Source organism: Pseudomonas sp. DSP3-2-3, assembly GCF_049898225.1.
In the GTDB taxonomy this organism is placed as follows: domain Bacteria; phylum Pseudomonadota; class Gammaproteobacteria; order Pseudomonadales; family Pseudomonadaceae; genus Aquipseudomonas.
The window spans coordinates 19,581-34,902 of the sequence record NZ_JAFCXH010000031.1 but is presented as its reverse complement, the minus strand read 5'-3'; the positions used below and the strand labels follow the sequence as shown (position 1 = coordinate 34,902).

Here is a 15,322-nt window from a genome sequence, read left to right as displayed (position 1 = left end):
GTAGACCTTCTGCGCCGTTTTGTCGCGATTCCTGTATTTCTTTTCTTGCGTGACCCGCTTCGGTGCAAAACCCTACCCAGGTTTATTCCGGCTTAATTACGATAAACGCGCTGAATGACCGCCAATCATGATCTCTGACCGGGGCGTTAACTCGCGCAGATGACGATCATTTCCCGGTTTTATTGGCGATTAGCCGAATTGACAATTATCTGGATTTGGCAGAAGGTAGGCGGACCCAAATCAAACGGGCGTATGAATTGAGCGTTTGGTCCGTCAGACGGCTCTTACAGAATCCCGGCTACTACACCGGCGGGTGTGCCTGGTGATTTGGCGCTTCATCGACGGTGACGTCGTAGTCACGCCAGAACCAGCGTCCGGTGTGTATTGTTCAGCTTCCATATCGTGGAGATCAGTTGATGATTTACGAAGGTAAAGCCATCACGGTTAAGGCTCTTGAGAGTGGCATCGTCGAATTGAATTTCGATCTCAAGGGTGAGTCCGTCAACAAGTTCAACCGTCTCACCCTCAACGACCTGCGTCAGGCCGTTGACACCATCAAGGCTGATGGTTCGATCAAGGGTGTGATTGTCACCAGCGGCAAAGACGTGTTTATCGTCGGGGCTGACATCACCGAATTCGTCGAAAACTTCAAATTGCCGGATGCCGAGCTGTTGGCGGGCAATCTGGAAGCCAACCGGATTTTCAGCGACTTTGAAGACCTTGGCGTACCGACCGTAGCGGCCATCAATGGCATCGCGTTGGGCGGTGGCCTGGAAATGTGCCTGGCCGCTGACTATCGCGTCATGTCCAGCAGTGCCAGGATCGGCCTGCCGGAAGTCAAACTCGGCCTCTACCCTGGCTTCGGTGGTACGGTTCGCCTGCCGCGAATCATCGGTGCCGATAACGCCATCGAGTGGATTGCCTCCGGTAAAGAGAACCGTGCAGAAGACGCGCTGAAAGTGGGCGCAGTCGACGCTGTCGTCGCTCCGGAAAAACTGCAAGAGGCGGCCCTGGACCTGATCAAGCGCGCCATTTCCGGCGAGTTCGATCACAAGGTCAAGCGCCAGCCGAAGCTGGACAAGCTCAAGCTCAACGCCATCGAGCAGATGATGGCGTTCGAAACCGCCAAGGGTTTCGTTGCCGGTCAAGCCGGTCCGAACTATCCGGCGCCTGTGGAAGCGATCAAGACCATCCAGAAAGCCGCGAACTTCGGTCGTGACAAGGCGCTGGAAATCGAAGCCGCCGGTTTCGTGAAAATGGCCAAGACTTCTGCCGCGCAGAGTCTGATCGGTCTGTTCCTGAACGATCAGGAACTGAAAAAGAAAGCCAAGATCTACGACGAAGTCGCCAAGGACGTGAAGCAGGCGGCCGTATTGGGCGCTGGCATCATGGGCGGCGGGATTGCCTATCAGTCGGCGGTCAAAGGCACGCCGATTCTGATGAAGGACATCCGCGAAGACGCCATTCAACTAGGTCTTAACGAAGCGGCCAAATTGCTCGGCAGTCGCGTTGAGAAAGGCCGCCTGACCGTGCCGAAAATGGCTGAAGCGCTTAACGCGATTCGTCCGACGCTGTCCTACGGCGATTTCGGCAATGTCGATCTGGTGGTTGAAGCCGTCGTCGAAAACCCCAAAGTCAAGCAGGCAGTGTTGGCCGAAGTCGAGTCCCAGGTGGGCGAAGACACCATTCTGGCGTCCAATACCTCGACGATTTCCATCAGCCTGTTGGCCAAAGCCCTCAAGCGTCCGGAAAACTTCGTCGGCATGCACTTCTTCAACCCGGTGCACATGATGCCGCTGGTTGAAGTGATTCGTGGCGAGAAGTCCAGTGAAGTCGCCATCGCGACCACCGTGGCCTACGCCAAGAAAATGGGCAAGAACCCGATCGTGGTCAACGACTGCCCGGGCTTTTTGGTCAACCGCGTGCTGTTCCCGTACTTCGGCGGTTTCGCCAGGTTGGTCAGCGCAGGTGTGGACTTCGTGCGCATCGACAAGGTCATGGAAAAATTCGGCTGGCCAATGGGCCCGGCGTATTTGATGGACGTGGTCGGCATCGACACTGGCCACCATGGTCGTGACGTAATGGCCGAAGGCTTCCCGGATCGCATGAAGGACGATCGTCGCTCTGCCATCGATGCGCTCTACGAAGCCAAGCGCCTGGGCCAGAAGAACGGCAAAGGTTTCTACGCCTACGAGACGGACAAGAAGGGTAAGCCGAAGAAAGTCACTGATGCCGCTGTGCTTGAAGTGCTCAAGCCGGTCATCTACGAACAGCGCGAAGTGTCCGACGAAGACATCATCAACTGGATGATGATCCCGTTGTGCCTGGAAACCGTGCGTTGCCTGGAAGACGGCATCGTCGAAACTGCCGCAGAAGCTGATATGGGCTTGATCTACGGCATTGGTTTCCCTCCGTTCCGTGGCGGCGCCTTGCGTTACATCGACTCGATCGGCGTTGCTGAGTTCGTCGCCCTGGCTGACCAATATGCTGACTTGGGCGCCTTGTACCACCCGACTGCGAAGCTGCGTGAGATGGCCAAAAACGGCCAGAGCTTCTTCGGTTAAGCGCCTTTCAGGAGTGAATTTATGAGTTTGAATCCAAGAGACGTCGTGATTGTCGACTTCGGTCGCACCCCGATGGGCCGCTCCAAGGGTGGCATGCACCGCAATACCCGCGCTGAAGACATGTCGGCGCACCTGATCAGCAAATTGCTGGAACGCAACAGCAAAGTCGACCCGGCTGAAGTCGAGGACGTGATCTGGGGCTGCGTCAACCAGACCCTGGAGCAGGGCTGGAACATCGCCCGCATGGCGTCGTTGCTGACGCAGATCCCACACACCTCGGCGGCACAGACCGTGAGCCGCCTGTGCGGATCGTCCATGAGTGCACTGCACACAGCGGCGCAAGCGATCATGACCGGCAACGGCGATGTCTTCGTCATTGGCGGCGTTGAGCACATGGGCCACGTCAGCATGATGCACGGCGTCGATCCAAACCCGCACATGTCGCTGTACGCGGCGAAGGCGTCGGGCATGATGGGTCTGACGGCGGAAATGCTCGGCAAGATGCACGGCATCACCCGTGAGCAACAAGATGCTTTCGGCGTCCGCTCGCACCAGCTGGCTCACAAGGCAACGCTGGAAGGCAAGTTCAAGGACGAGATCATCCCGATGCAAGGGTATGACGAGAACGGCCTGCTCAAGGTTTTCGACTACGACGAGACCATTCGTCCGGAGACAACCCTGGAAAGCCTCGCCGCCTTGAAGCCGGCTTTCAACCCGAAAGGCGGAACTGTGACCGCGGGCACATCCTCGCAGATCACGGATGGCGCATCATGCATGATCGTCATGTCTGCCCAGCGCGCCCAGGATCTCGGGATCCAGCCGATGGCAGTCATTCGCTCCATGGCCGTGGCTGGTGTCGACCCGGCAATCATGGGTTACGGGCCAGTGCCTGCGACCCAGAAAGCCTTGAAGCGCGCGGGTCTTAGCATCTCCGATATCGACTTCTTCGAGCTCAACGAAGCTTTCGCCGCGCAGGCCTTGCCAGTGCTGAAAGATTTGAAAGTGCTCGACAAGATGAACGAGAAGGTTAACCTGCACGGCGGTGCTATCGCTCTGGGCCATCCATTTGGATGTTCCGGTGCGCGTATCTCCGGCACTTTGCTCAACGTCATGAAGCAGAATGGCGGCAACCTCGGCGTTGCTACCATGTGCATCGGATTGGGTCAGGGCATTGCCACTGTCTTCGAACGCGTCTGATTTGTCAGGGTGACGCAAGCCGGGGCCAAGTGCCCCGGCTTTTGTATTTTGGCAAAAGCTGTTTTATAGAATTGTTTTCCAATATGTCTTGCGAGGACAGCAACATGAAATTACAGCCAGGTCTCTACCGCCATTACAAAGGCCCCGAGTACCGCGTGTTCAGTGTTGCCAGGCACTCCGAGACCGAAGAGGAAGTGGTGTTTTACCAGGCCTTGTATGGCGATTACGGTCTGTGGGTTCGCCCATTGGAAATGTTTCTGGAGTCGGTCGAGGTTGACGGCGAGCAAGTGCCGCGCTTTGCTTTGGTCCAGGCCGAACCGAGTCTCTTTTCCAGACCGTGAATCGTGATCGAACACAACCCCGTGCTTGACCTCGGGTTGTAGCCACTATATATAGCGGGGCCTCGACAGGCTCCAACCGTCTTTCATTTTTCAGTATTCAGGAATTTTCTGATCCATGGGCAAATCGCTGGTCATCGTGGAATCCCCGGCTAAGGCCAAGACCATCAACAAGTATTTGGGCAACCAGTACGTGGTGAAGTCGAGTATCGGCCATATCCGAGACCTGCCCACCAGCGGTTCGGCTAGCGCCAGCAAAGACCCTGCCGCCAAGCGAGGCAAAGCTGCCGCGGGCGACGGGCCGGTGCTTACTCCCAAGGAGAAGGCCAAGCGTCAGCTGGTCTCGCGCATGGGTGTCGATCCGGACCATGGCTGGAAAGCCAAGTACGAAATCCTTCCTGGTAAAGAGAAGGTGATCGAAGAGCTGCGCCGGCTTGCCAAGGATGCTGACACCATCTATCTCGCAACCGACTTGGATCGCGAGGGGGAAGCCATTGCCTGGCACCTGCGCGAAGCCATCGGTGGCGATGACAGCCGCTACAAGCGCGTGGTGTTCAACGAAATCACCAAGAAAGCCATCCAGGAAGCCTTCTCCAAGCCAGGCGAGCTCGATATTGATCGAGTGAACGCTCAGCAGGCACGTCGCTTCCTCGACCGGGTTGTGGGTTACATGGTGTCGCCGCTGCTCTGGCAGAAAGTTGCCCGTGGCCTTTCTGCTGGCCGCGTGCAATCGGTTGCCGTGAAGCTGGTGGTGGAGCGTGAACGCGAGATCCGTGCGTTCAACCCCGAAGAGTATTGGGAAATCCACGCCGACCTGGGCACCGCCAAGGGCGCTAATGTGCGCTTTGAAGTGGCTCGGGAAAATGGCGAGGCCTTCAAGCCGCTGAACGAAGCTACGGCCATGGCCGCGTTGGAGAAGCTCAAGGCGTCCGCCTACAGCATCGCCAAGCGTGAAGACAAGCCGACCAGCAGCAAGCCTTCGGCACCGTTCATCACCTCGACTCTGCAACAGGCCGCCAGTAACCGCCTGGGCTTCGGCGTGAAGAAAACCATGATGATGGCGCAGCGCTTGTACGAAGCGGGCCATATCACTTACATGCGTACCGACTCCACCAACCTGTCGGCTGACGCGGTCAGCATGGTGCGTGATTACATCGAAACCGAGTTCGGCAAGAAATACCTGCCGGAGTCGCCGAACGTCTACAGCAGCAAAGAGGGTGCGCAAGAGGCTCACGAAGCGATTCGTCCTTCCGACGTCAATACCCACCCGAGCAAGCTGACGGGCATGGAACGCGACGCTGAGCGCCTGTACGAGCTTATCTGGCGCCAATTCGTGGCGTGCCAGATGCCGCCTGCGCAATATCTGTCGACCACGGTCAGCGTCGCTGCCGGTACCTTCGAGCTGCGCGCCAAGGGCCGCATCCTCAAGTTCGACGGTTACACCCGCGCCCTGCCGCAGATGACCAAGCCTGGCGACGATGACGTCCTGCCGGACATGGCTCAGGGCGACAACCTGAAACTGATCAAGCTCGACCCAAGCCAGCATTTCACCAAGCCGCCTGCGCGTTACTCGGAAGCGAGCCTGGTAAAAGAGATGGAAAAACGTGGCATCGGTCGTCCTTCGACTTACGCAGCGATCATCTCGACCATTCAGGACCGTGGCTACGTCGCGCTGCACAACCGGCGCTTCTACTCGGAAAAAATGGGCGACATCGTTACCGAGCGTCTGTCCGAGAGCTTTTCCAACCTGATGGACTACGGCTTCACCGCCGGCATGGAAGAAAACCTCGATGACGTCGCCCAGGGCCAGCGTGACTGGAAGAACGTCCTTGACGAGTTCTACGGCGACTTCAAGAAGAAGCTGGAAGTAGCCGAAGCGCCTGACAGCGGCATGCGTTCCAACGAACCGGTAATGACCGACATTCCTTGCAAGGTCTGTGGGCGTCCGATGCAGATTCGTACTGCATCCACCGGCGTATTCCTCGGGTGTTCGGGTTACAGCCTGCCACCGAAAGAGCGCTGCAAGGCCACGGTCAATCTGACGCCGGGCGATGAAATTGCTGAAGACGACGAGGGTGAATCCGAGTCCCGCGTGCTGCTCGGCAAGCATCGCTGCCATATCTGTAATACCGCGATGGACGCTTACCTGCTGGACGAGAAGCGCAAGTTGCACATCTGTGGTAATAACCCGGATTGCGCAGGCTTCGAAGTCGAGGAGGGCACTTACCGCATCAAGGGCTATGAAGGTCCGAGCCTGGAATGCGACAAGTGCGGTAGCGAAATGCAGCTCAAGACCGGTCGTTTCGGCAAGTTCTTCGGCTGCACCAACGCCGAATGCAAGAACACTCGCAAGCTGCTCAAGAGCGGTGACGCCGCACCGCCGAAGATGGATCCGGTGAAGATGCCGGAACTCAAGTGCGACAAGGTCGACGACACCTATATCTTGCGTGACGGCGCTTCGGGCTTGTTCCTGGCGGCCAGCCAGTTCCCGAAAAACCGCGAAACCCGTGCGCCTTTGGTCATGGAAATCGCGCCGCACAAGGACGAGATCGATCCGAAGTACCACTTCCTCTGTGAAGCGCCGAAGAAAGATCCGGACGGGCGTCCTGCGGTGATTCGTTACAGCCGCAAGACCAAAGAGCAATATGTACAGACCGAAGTGGAAGGCAAGCCGACCGGCTGGCGCGCGTTCTACGATGGCAAGGCCTGGAAAGTCGAAGACAAGCGTTGATGCACTAACATGAGCTGCTCTGCGGAGCGGCCGCGTTAATCAACGCAAACCCTCGCTGTGCTGGTCGCATCGAGGGTTTTTCGCCATTTGCGCACTGCTGTTTTCATTTCATCGTTATGGAGGATGCCGCCGTGGCCCACGAACTCTATACCCGCACCAATCAGAAAATTTATTTCGCAGGCCTGGCACTTGAGGCCTTGGGCAAGGCTCAGGAAGGCCGCGCGATGAATTCCCAGGCGCTGGTCCAGGCCGAGCGCGAATCCGCACTGTTCCATCTGTACGGCGCGCTGCTGGGTTTGTGTCATGAGATTGCAGGTTTCTACCGTTTGCCTCAGGCCAATGCGCCTCGCGCCGAGCTGCTGCTGACCCAGGAAGTGCTGGACGCGATAGCAATCCCGGAAATGGCCGAGCTGATCGAACTGGCCCAGCATCGCGAAACCTGGCTCGCCCAATTGCTGGTAGCCTACAACGCGCTGTTCCAGCCACCTCGCGCCCCGAAAAAGCCCAAGGGTGACGTTACCCAGCCACTGATCGTGGCGGTTAATCTCGATGAAGAGCCGGTGCCGGAACTGGGTCGTGAAGAGCTGGAAAGCTGGCGTCAGCAGCTCAAAGGTCTGGCCATTCGCTTTCGCGAAGGTCTGAGCGAGTGCTGAAACGCAATGATGGATGGGCTAGGGCCTGAGTCGACTGGCTGCTACAATGCCGGCCTTTCGTGGAGTATTGCTGATGCCTACATCTTTTTTGGAAATTGTCGAACTGCCTGATGGCCGTATCGAGCTTCGTCGTGCCGAAGACGAAGGCTCATTGGTGACCTTGAATTTTTCCGAGGACGCCAAGGCTTTCCTGCAAGGTCAACACGTCGAAGTCGCCAAGGCGATGCTGAGCGTTGGTGTGCAAATGGCCGGTCGCATGGCTGAAGGCGAGCTTGAAAAAGACGCCGGTCCACGCGTTCTCCATTGATCCCGCTTCAGCCAAGGCGGATGTTCAAGCTTTGCGCATCTCCAGTCCTTGCCGCGCCAATCAACTGTTGACGCGCTGCTGCATTGATCGGATTGATCCAGCTTACTACCGTGTGACTGCGCCCCAGGCGTAGAGCCTCACGCGTCAACTCCAGTGCACTCTGCGTGCCCCGCGGTTGCAGCAACAGAATGCGCTCGCGATTGAGCCCTGCATCTCGTAGCCAGGTTTGCGTCAGGCTTGAGGGCGGTGCGATCAACGTGAGCCAGCGGGCGTCCTTGTCCTCGCTGAGTTCCCGCAGAATCGGTGCCAGAAGACTCAGGCAGTTCCCGGCAGCGCCGCGCAATGACAATTCGCTGAAGACTTCTGGCTCATTGTTCCAGTTTGTTTCGACCGGAACCTGGAGCATCGGGGCGATAGGCTGCGCCATGAATGCCTCGAACAGCGGCAATTGCGCATGCGGTGTTTGGGTGAACTGCATAGTGTCTCCTTAACGGCGAATCACGCCGACGCTCAAGCCTTCGATAACCAGATCCTGATCTTTGAGGTTCACTTCGATCGGGGCGAAATCCGGGTTTTCAGCGATCAGCCAGACTTTGCTGCCCTCACGCTTGAAGCGTTTCACCGTTACTTCGTCACCAATGCGTGCCACGACGATCTGGCCATTGCGGGCCTCGCGCGTCGTGTGCACGGCGATCAGATCGCCATCGAGAATGCCGACGTCTTTCATGCTCATGCCATGCACCCTTAACAGGTAATCGGCACTGGGATGGAAAAACGCAGGGTTGATGTTGCAGGATTCTTCAATATGCTGCTGGGCCAGGATCGGCGCGCCGGCGGCAACCCGGCCGATGATTGGCAGGCTGCTCTCGTCGGCCTTGGCCTCGAAACCCGGAATACGGATGCCCCGGGAAGCGCCGGGAGTCATTTCGATGGCGCCTTTGCGAGCGAGGGCCTTGAGGTGTTCTTCTGCAGCGTTGGGTGATTTGAAACCCAGCTCCTGGGCGATTTCCGCACGGGTAGGCGGATAACCGTTGTCTTCAAGGCAACGTTTGATGAACCCCAGAATTTCTGCTTGGCGTGGCGTCAGTTTGATCATGATGAGCGCTCTGGCTTTTTATACAGTGACTGGGATTATATACAGTGATTGCGTCTTGGCAATCGTCCTTTTTGTATCGGCTGCCAGGCGGTACTCGGGAAGGGTGAATTTGGGCTTTGCAAGCGGTCGTCAGCTAATGGCTACAGGGGCCGGCCGATATGGTTAAATGCGTGACCGTACAGGCAGAAAGTGAACGGCCAGACTTGACAAATAGCCCGTGTAATACGTATGTTTCAAACAAGTGTTTGTCAGGCAGGAAACCATGGCCCAGTCGGAAACAGTTGAACGCATTCTCGATGCTGCCGAGCAGTTATTCGCGGAAAAAGGTTTTGCCGAAACATCGTTGCGGCTGATTACCAGCAAGGCATCGGTCAATCTGGCTGCGGTGAATTACCATTTTGGCTCCAAGAAGGCCCTGATCCAGGCGGTTTTCTCGCGCTTCCTCGGGCCGTTCTGCATCAGCCTCGATCGTGAGCTGGAGCGACGCCAGGCCAAGCCGGAAAACAAGCCGACGCTTGAAGAGCTGCTGGATATCCTCGTTGAGCAGGCGCTTGTGGTTCAGCCACGTAGCGGCAACGATCTGTCGATTTTCATGCGCTTGCTGGGTTTGGCTTTCAGTCAGAGCCAGGGTCACTTGCGGCGGTATCTGGAAGATATGTACGGCAAGGTGTTCCGCCGTTACATGACGCTGGTCAACGAAGCCGCGCCGCGTATACCTCCTATCGAACTGTTCTGGCGCGTGCATTTCATGCTCGGTGCTGCGGCGTTCAGCATGTCCGGGATCAAAGCGCTGCGTGCCATCGCCGAAACCGACTTCGGGGTTAACACTTCCATTGAACAGGTGATGCGTCTCATGGTGCCGTTTCTCGCGGCCGGCATGCGCGCTGAAACCGGTGTCAGCGACGCAGCGATGATCTCGGCGCAGCTCAAGCCGCGTACGAAAAGCAGCACCAGCGTTCCTGCGACCGCCAAAGCCTGACCCTTCGCGCATTGCGCCAGACCCGATGATCAAGCACCATTGCCCGGATTGGATCTAGGCAATGGTGTTTTCATATGAGTTACGGCCTGCAAGGCTCTTTGATGGTGGATGTCGCCGGCACGTGGTTGACCGCCGAAGATCGCCAGTTTCTGCGTCAGCCCGAAGTGGGTGGCCTGATCATTTTTGCTCGCAACATTGAACACCCGCGTCAGGTTCGGGAGCTGAGCGCCGCGATTCGCGCGGTTCGGCCGGACCTGTTGCTGGCCGTCGATCAAGAGGGCGGGCGCGTGCAGCGCTTGCGTCAGGGCTTTGTGCGTTTGCCGGCCATGCGCGCAATTGCCGACAACCCGAACGCGGAAACCCTTGCCGAGCACTGCGGCTGGTTGATGGCCACCGAAGTCCTCGCGGTGGGCCTGGACCTTAGTTTCGCCCCGGTGCTGGATCTGGATTATCAACGCAGTGCCGTGGTCGGCAGCCGTGCGTTCGAAGGTGATCCCGAGCGGGCCGCGCTGCTCGCCGGAGCTTTCATTCGTGGCATGAACGCCGCAGGAATGGCGGCCACCGGCAAGCATTTTCCCGGTCACGGCTGGGCCGAAGCCGATTCCCACGTGGCGATTCCCACCGACGAGCGCAGTCTTGAACAGATTCGCGCCAATGATCTAGTGCCCTTTGCGCGCTTGAGCAAGCAGCTGGCCGCAGTCATGCCGGCGCATGTGATCTATCCCAAGGTCGATGCGCAACCGGCTGGTTTTTCCCGGCGCTGGTTGCAGGACATTTTGCGCGGCGAGCTGCAGTTTGACGGGGTGATCTTCAGCGATGATCTGTCCATGGCGGGCGCGCGCGTGGTTGGCGACGCGGCCAGCCGTATCGAAGCGGCATTGACTGCCGGCTGCGACATGGGGCTGGTGTGCAACGACCGTGCGGCGGCTGAATTGGCGCTCACTGCGGCGCAACGCTTGAAGGTCAAACCTTCGCCGCGTATCGCCCGCATGCGTGGCCAGGCCTACGCCAGCACCGAATACCGTCAACATCCGCGCTGGCTGGCAGCGCTCGAAGCGCTGCGTGCTGCGCAACTGATCGATTAAGGATTACTCATGACTGTTTACGCGATTATCGGCGGCACCGGCCTGACCCAGCTGGAGGGCCTGAACATTCGTCAGTCCCTGCCCATGAACACACCTTACGGCGCGCCTTCTGGTGAAATCCAGATCGGCGACTATGCCGGTCGCGAAGTGATGTTTCTGGCGCGCCACGGGCATCCACACCGCTTTCCGCCGCATCAGGTGAATTACCGGGCCAATATCTGGGCGTTGAAGCAGGCTGGCGCCGAGGCGATTCTGGCGGTTAACGCCGTTGGCGGGATCCATCCGGCCATGGGCACCGGTCATTTCTGTGTGCCCCATGACCTGGTGGACTACACCAGCGGCCGCGAACACACCTATTTCGCGGATGATCTGGAGCAGGTGACGCACATCGACTTCAGCTATCCGTACAGCGAAGCCTTACGCGGGCGTCTGATCGCAGCACTGGCGGCGGAAGGATGCGAGTTCAGTGAGCGCGGGGTTTACGCCTGCACCCAGGGGCCGCGTCTGGAAACCGTGGCCGAGATTGTGCGTCTGGAGCGCGATGGCTGCGACATCGTCGGCATGACCGGCATGCCGGAAGCGGCGCTGGCCCGTGAACTGGAACTGGAATACGCCTGTCTGGCGCTGGTGGTCAATCCGGCCGCCGGCAAGTCTTCGGCGGTGATTACCATGGCCGAGATCGAGCAGGCATTGCATGACGGCATGGGTAAAGTGAAGGCAACTTTGGCGCGGGTTTTGGGGGCGGTTTGACACGATACCGTTGGAGATTCTATGTCTGAGGGCAACCGCCAGGCGCCGCAGATGTATTGTCTGAACCGACGCCTTCCCGGCTAAAGCCGGTCCCACTGGATCGCGCTGATTGTGTGGGACCGGATTTATCCGGGAAGACGGCATTCCAGTAGACGCAAATACAACGGCTGTACGTCCTATCGTGAATGTTGCGTAGATCCGTTGGAGATTCTATGTTCGCGGGCAAGCCTCGCTCCAACGGGGTTCAGGTTCTCGCGGGCAAGCCTCCAACGGGCTTTGCTTAGCGCTTCACCTTTTTCGCCGGCAGCGGCAGCGGTGCGAACAGTGCCGCGATGTCCTCGCTCTGCAGCTTCCAGTCGCCGGTCATCCGGCCATCCAGAACGCCTGCCGCCAATGCTGATTTTTCCTGCTGCAAGCGCTGGATTTTCTCTTCGACGGTGCCTCGGGCAATCATTTTGTAGACGAACACCGGCTTGTCCTGACCGATGCGATACGCGCGGTCGGTGGCCTGGTTTTCCGCCGCCGGATTCCACCACGGATCGTAATGAATCACGGTGTCGGCCGCCGTCAGGTTCAGACCGGTGCCGCCGGCTTTCAAGCTGATCAGGAAGATTGGCAGCTTGCCAGCCTGGAAGGCTTGCACAGGCGTGCGGCGATCCCGGGTGGCGCCGGTCAGCAACGCATACTCAATGCCGCGCTGTTTGAGCTCAGCCTCGATCAGCGTGAGCATCGAGGTGAACTGCGAGAACAGCAGGATCTTGCGACCTTCGGCCAGCAGCTCTTCGAACATTTCCATCAGGCTGTGCAGCTTGGCTGAACTGCCGTGGCGCAGATTCGCTTGCTCGCTGTTGACCAGCCGCAGATCGCAGCACACCTGACGCAGCTTGAGCAGCGCTTCGAGGATGATGATCTGACTGCGCGCCACGCCCTTGCGGGTGATTTCGTCGCGGACTTTCTTGTCCATGGCCAGACGCACGGTTTCGTACACATCGCGTTGGGCGTCGTTGAGCTCGACCCAATGGATGATTTCGGTTTTCGGCGGCAGTTCGGTGGCCACCTGTTCCTTGGTGCGGCGCAGCAGGAACGGCTTGATGCGCGCGTTCAGGTGCTGCAGGCGGTCCATGTTGCCGTGCTTCTCGATGGGGTTGCGGTAGTTGCTGTTGAATTCCTTGCTGCTGCCCAGCCAGCCCGGCATGAGGAAGTGGAACAGCGACCACAGCTCGCCCAGGTGGTTTTCCAGCGGCGTACCGCTCAGGCACAAGCGCTGGCGGGCGTTGAGTTCGCGGGCCGCCTGGGCAGCCTTGCTGTTGGGGTTCTTGATGTACTGCGCTTCATCGAGAATCAATGTGTGCAGCGGTTGTTTGGCCAATACCTCGACGTCCCGAGGCAGCAGGGCATAGGTGGTGAGGATCAGGTCGTATTCCTGCAGATTGGCAAAGTCCTGCGAGCGATTGGCGCCGTACAACGCCAGCACCTTGAGCTGCGGGGTGAAATTTTCGGCTTCGTCCATCCAGTTGGGGATCAGGCTGGTGGGCATGACCGCCAATGCCGGGCGATCCAGACGTCCGGCCTGTTTTTCCATCAGCAAGTGCGCCAGGGTCTGCAAGGTCTTGCCCAGGCCCATGTCATCGGCCAGCACGCCGCCGACTTCCAGCTCCCGCAGCGATTGCATCCAGCTCAGGCCTTCTAGCTGATACGGCCGCAAGGTGGCGTTCAGGTTTTCCGGCACCACTACGGGTGCGTCCTTGATATTTGCCAGCCGATCGGCGAAGCGGCGCAGGCGGTCGCCACCTTGCCAGCTCAGCGGCAAGTCTTCCAGTTCACCCAGGCGCGTGGCATCGGCGTTGTTCATGCGCAGCGCATTGTTGCCTTCGTCGCGCCAGTAGAAATCGCCAAGGGTTGCCAGTACCGGCTTGAGGCGGCCATAGGGCAGGGCGATCTGGATCGGGCCGCCGCCGCGCTGGGTGAAGTGGTTAATCTGCACCAGCAGTTGCTCGTCGTCAGCACGCTTGGCGATGCCAGCCGCGCTCATCAATTCCGGATGGGTGCGAATCAGGTTGATCAGGATCGGCAGCAGGCTCAGGCGCTCGCCATTGACGATGATGCCCAGTTCCAGATCAAACCAGTCACGCTCGGCTTCTTCGTCGATGACCGCGTACCAGTCGTCAACGGGGGTGACGTCGAAGGCGAATTCATCGGTGACCTCGATATCCCAGCCTTGTTCTTCAAGGCGCGGCAAATCCTTGAGCACGAAATTCAGCCAGGCCTTGTCGTTGGGCAGTTCGAACATGTCGCCAGCGGTTTCCGGCAGCGCCTTGCTCTGCCGGGTCGCGACCCTGAAACCCATGTCTTGCAGAACCTGGCGCTGTTGCCGCTCCAGTTCGCCCTGACGTCGAATGCGCAGGGTTTCGGTCGCATGATGTTCGATGATGTCGCTTTTCTGGTTAACCAGATCGCTGCCCAGAGAGCTGACCAGAATGCTGACGTTGGCCGTTCCGATAGCGAAGTGCTCGCCATAACCGAAAGCCAGGGCCGCGCGATGCTGGATATGCCGCTGCATGCGACCGTTGCGCGGTTCGTAGGCGCTGTATTCGATACTCGCAAGGATCAACCTGGGCTTGGGCTTGATGGTGTCGATCAAGCGTTCGGGCAGTGCGGGTTTTGGCTCGACCCGTGGTGGCGCCTCGCGTCGTGACTCATTCAACACTGCCAGAATCGACGGTTGATTCGTCGGGTCCTGGAGGTAGTACAAGGCCGCTGCGCAGTGTTTGCAGTTTTCCCGCACCGGGCAGGTGCATTTGCAGATCAGGGTGTTCTTGAATCGGCCTGGATCCTTGAACATCAACGTCTGGTGATAGATCTCCAGACCGGAACCCCGGCACGCGGTGCGGACCAGATCGGGATTGAGTTCTTCCAGGATGATGCGTTGTTGCAGGGCGTAGTCGTGCCCCCGCTCAAGAGTCTTGTCGGTAAAGTTGTCTGTCCACGCCAGGGCGAGGACTTTTTCGAGATTGGACGACACAGTTCTGGACAGCCTACGCCGTAGCGATGCTCAAAAGGGCAAGGAACGCGCTATGCGCTCCTTGATGATTACAGGGGTGCAATCTTGATCAGCATGGCCAGACTTCCGTAGTCCATGTAGATCAATTCCCCGTTTTTTACCCGGGTTGTCTGTTTCATGCGTTCACTGCTGAGCAGGACGCCATGGCTATCGAGCTGGTTGACCCAGAAGTCTGCCGCGATGTCGGTGAAGCGCGCAATGCCAATGCTGAGCGTGCCTTCGATCGGGAAGTGCCCCAACTGCTCCTGGCCGCTGCTGATCGCCATTTTGCCAGGCCCGGTGGTCAGATTCTGGCTCCATGCCCGGTGCAGCAGCACTTTATAGGTGCCACTGGCTTCAAGCTTGCTGGCCAGCTCGCTCAGGGCGACGCTGCGCTCGTTTTGCGCATCGATCCTTTGCGCGTCAGCTGCCCAACCCTCGGGCGCGAACTGACGCGTCGCGGCCGGTTCGCCCAACTGGCGGAACAGGATCATCTCGACCTGATAGCTGCCATCGGCAAAAGCTGTCGGCGCGACCAACGTCAGCAGCAACAGGAGTGAACGAAACACACGCATGGATGAA

The 15,322-nt window shown here is 58.6% G+C and carries 13 protein-coding genes; 9 read left to right on the top strand and 4 right to left on the bottom strand.

Annotated elements, in window-relative coordinates:
- The first annotated feature begins 416 nt into the window (after positions 1-416).
- From fadB to ACP7E4_RS25710, 6 genes are all read left to right on the top strand, one after another.
- The gene (gene fadB, locus ACP7E4_RS25735; protein ID WP_426119631.1) at positions 417-2,564 is read left to right on the top strand and encodes a fatty acid oxidation complex subunit alpha FadB; all 2,148 of its coding nucleotides are present in this window, start codon (positions 417-419) and stop codon (positions 2,562-2,564) included.
- Between the two features lie 21 nt (positions 2,565-2,585).
- The gene (gene fadA, locus ACP7E4_RS25730; protein WP_065834471.1) at positions 2,586-3,761 is read left to right on the top strand and encodes an acetyl-CoA C-acyltransferase FadA; all 1,176 of its coding nucleotides are present in this window, start codon (positions 2,586-2,588) and stop codon (positions 3,759-3,761) included.
- A 104-nt stretch (positions 3,762-3,865) separates the two neighbouring features.
- On the top strand, positions 3,866-4,102 hold the full coding sequence (locus tag ACP7E4_RS25725; protein ID WP_020294131.1) for a DUF1653 domain-containing protein: 237 nt from the start codon (positions 3,866-3,868) through the stop codon (positions 4,100-4,102).
- A gap of 115 nt (positions 4,103-4,217) precedes the next feature.
- Positions 4,218-6,830 carry a type I DNA topoisomerase gene (gene topA, locus ACP7E4_RS25720; protein WP_426119629.1) on the top strand — a complete coding sequence of 871 codons (2,613 nt, stop codon included), beginning with the start codon at positions 4,218-4,220 and terminating at the stop codon, positions 6,828-6,830.
- Between the two features lie 131 nt (positions 6,831-6,961).
- Positions 6,962-7,483 (top strand): DUF6586 family protein, encoded by a 522-nt coding sequence (locus ACP7E4_RS25715; RefSeq protein WP_426119627.1) that lies wholly within the window; start codon positions 6,962-6,964, stop codon positions 7,481-7,483.
- Positions 7,484-7,556: 73 nt separating this feature from the next.
- Complete coding sequence (locus ACP7E4_RS25710; RefSeq protein ID WP_020294128.1) at positions 7,557-7,790, top strand: hypothetical protein; 234 nt, start codon at positions 7,557-7,559, stop codon at positions 7,788-7,790.
- Between the two features lie 7 nt (positions 7,791-7,797).
- Here ACP7E4_RS25710 and sulA read toward each other — a convergent pair whose 3' ends face one another.
- Together sulA and lexA are read right to left on the bottom strand one after the other, a co-directional pair.
- Positions 7,798-8,268 carry an SOS-induced cell division inhibitor SulA gene (gene sulA / locus ACP7E4_RS25705; protein WP_426119625.1) on the bottom strand — a complete coding sequence of 157 codons (471 nt, stop codon included), beginning with the start codon at positions 8,266-8,268 and terminating at the stop codon, positions 7,798-7,800.
- A gap of 9 nt (positions 8,269-8,277) precedes the next feature.
- Positions 8,278-8,886 carry a transcriptional repressor LexA gene (lexA, locus tag ACP7E4_RS25700; protein WP_020294126.1) on the bottom strand — a complete coding sequence of 203 codons (609 nt, stop codon included), beginning with the start codon at positions 8,884-8,886 and terminating at the stop codon, positions 8,278-8,280.
- Between the two features lie 262 nt (positions 8,887-9,148).
- Between lexA and psrA the strand changes: the two genes are divergently transcribed.
- The 3 genes from psrA (at position 9,149) to ACP7E4_RS25685 (ending at position 11,700) form a co-directional block, all read left to right on the top strand.
- Positions 9,149-9,865 (top strand): transcriptional regulator PsrA, encoded by a 717-nt coding sequence (gene psrA, locus ACP7E4_RS25695; RefSeq protein ID WP_426119623.1) that lies wholly within the window; start codon positions 9,149-9,151, stop codon positions 9,863-9,865.
- Between the two features lie 86 nt (positions 9,866-9,951).
- Entirely contained in the window at positions 9,952-10,950 is a 999-nt protein-coding gene (nagZ, locus tag ACP7E4_RS25690) for a beta-N-acetylhexosaminidase (protein ID WP_426119637.1), read from the top strand.
- A 9-nt stretch (positions 10,951-10,959) separates the two neighbouring features.
- Positions 10,960-11,700 (top strand): S-methyl-5'-thioinosine phosphorylase, encoded by a 741-nt coding sequence (locus tag ACP7E4_RS25685; protein WP_426119621.1) that lies wholly within the window; start codon positions 10,960-10,962, stop codon positions 11,698-11,700.
- Between the two features lie 280 nt (positions 11,701-11,980).
- Here the strand turns inward: ACP7E4_RS25685 and ACP7E4_RS25680 are convergent, their stop codons facing one another.
- A complete protein-coding gene (locus tag ACP7E4_RS25680) occupies positions 11,981-14,722 on the bottom strand; it encodes a DEAD/DEAH box helicase (protein WP_426119619.1) in 2,742 nt (913 codons plus the stop codon).
- Positions 14,723-14,790: 68 nt separating this feature from the next.
- Positions 14,791-15,315: a CsiV family protein gene (locus ACP7E4_RS25675; RefSeq protein ID WP_426119617.1), complete on the bottom strand. Its 525-nt coding sequence runs from the start codon at positions 15,313-15,315 to the stop codon at positions 14,791-14,793.
- Positions 15,316-15,322: the final 7 nt, after the last annotated feature.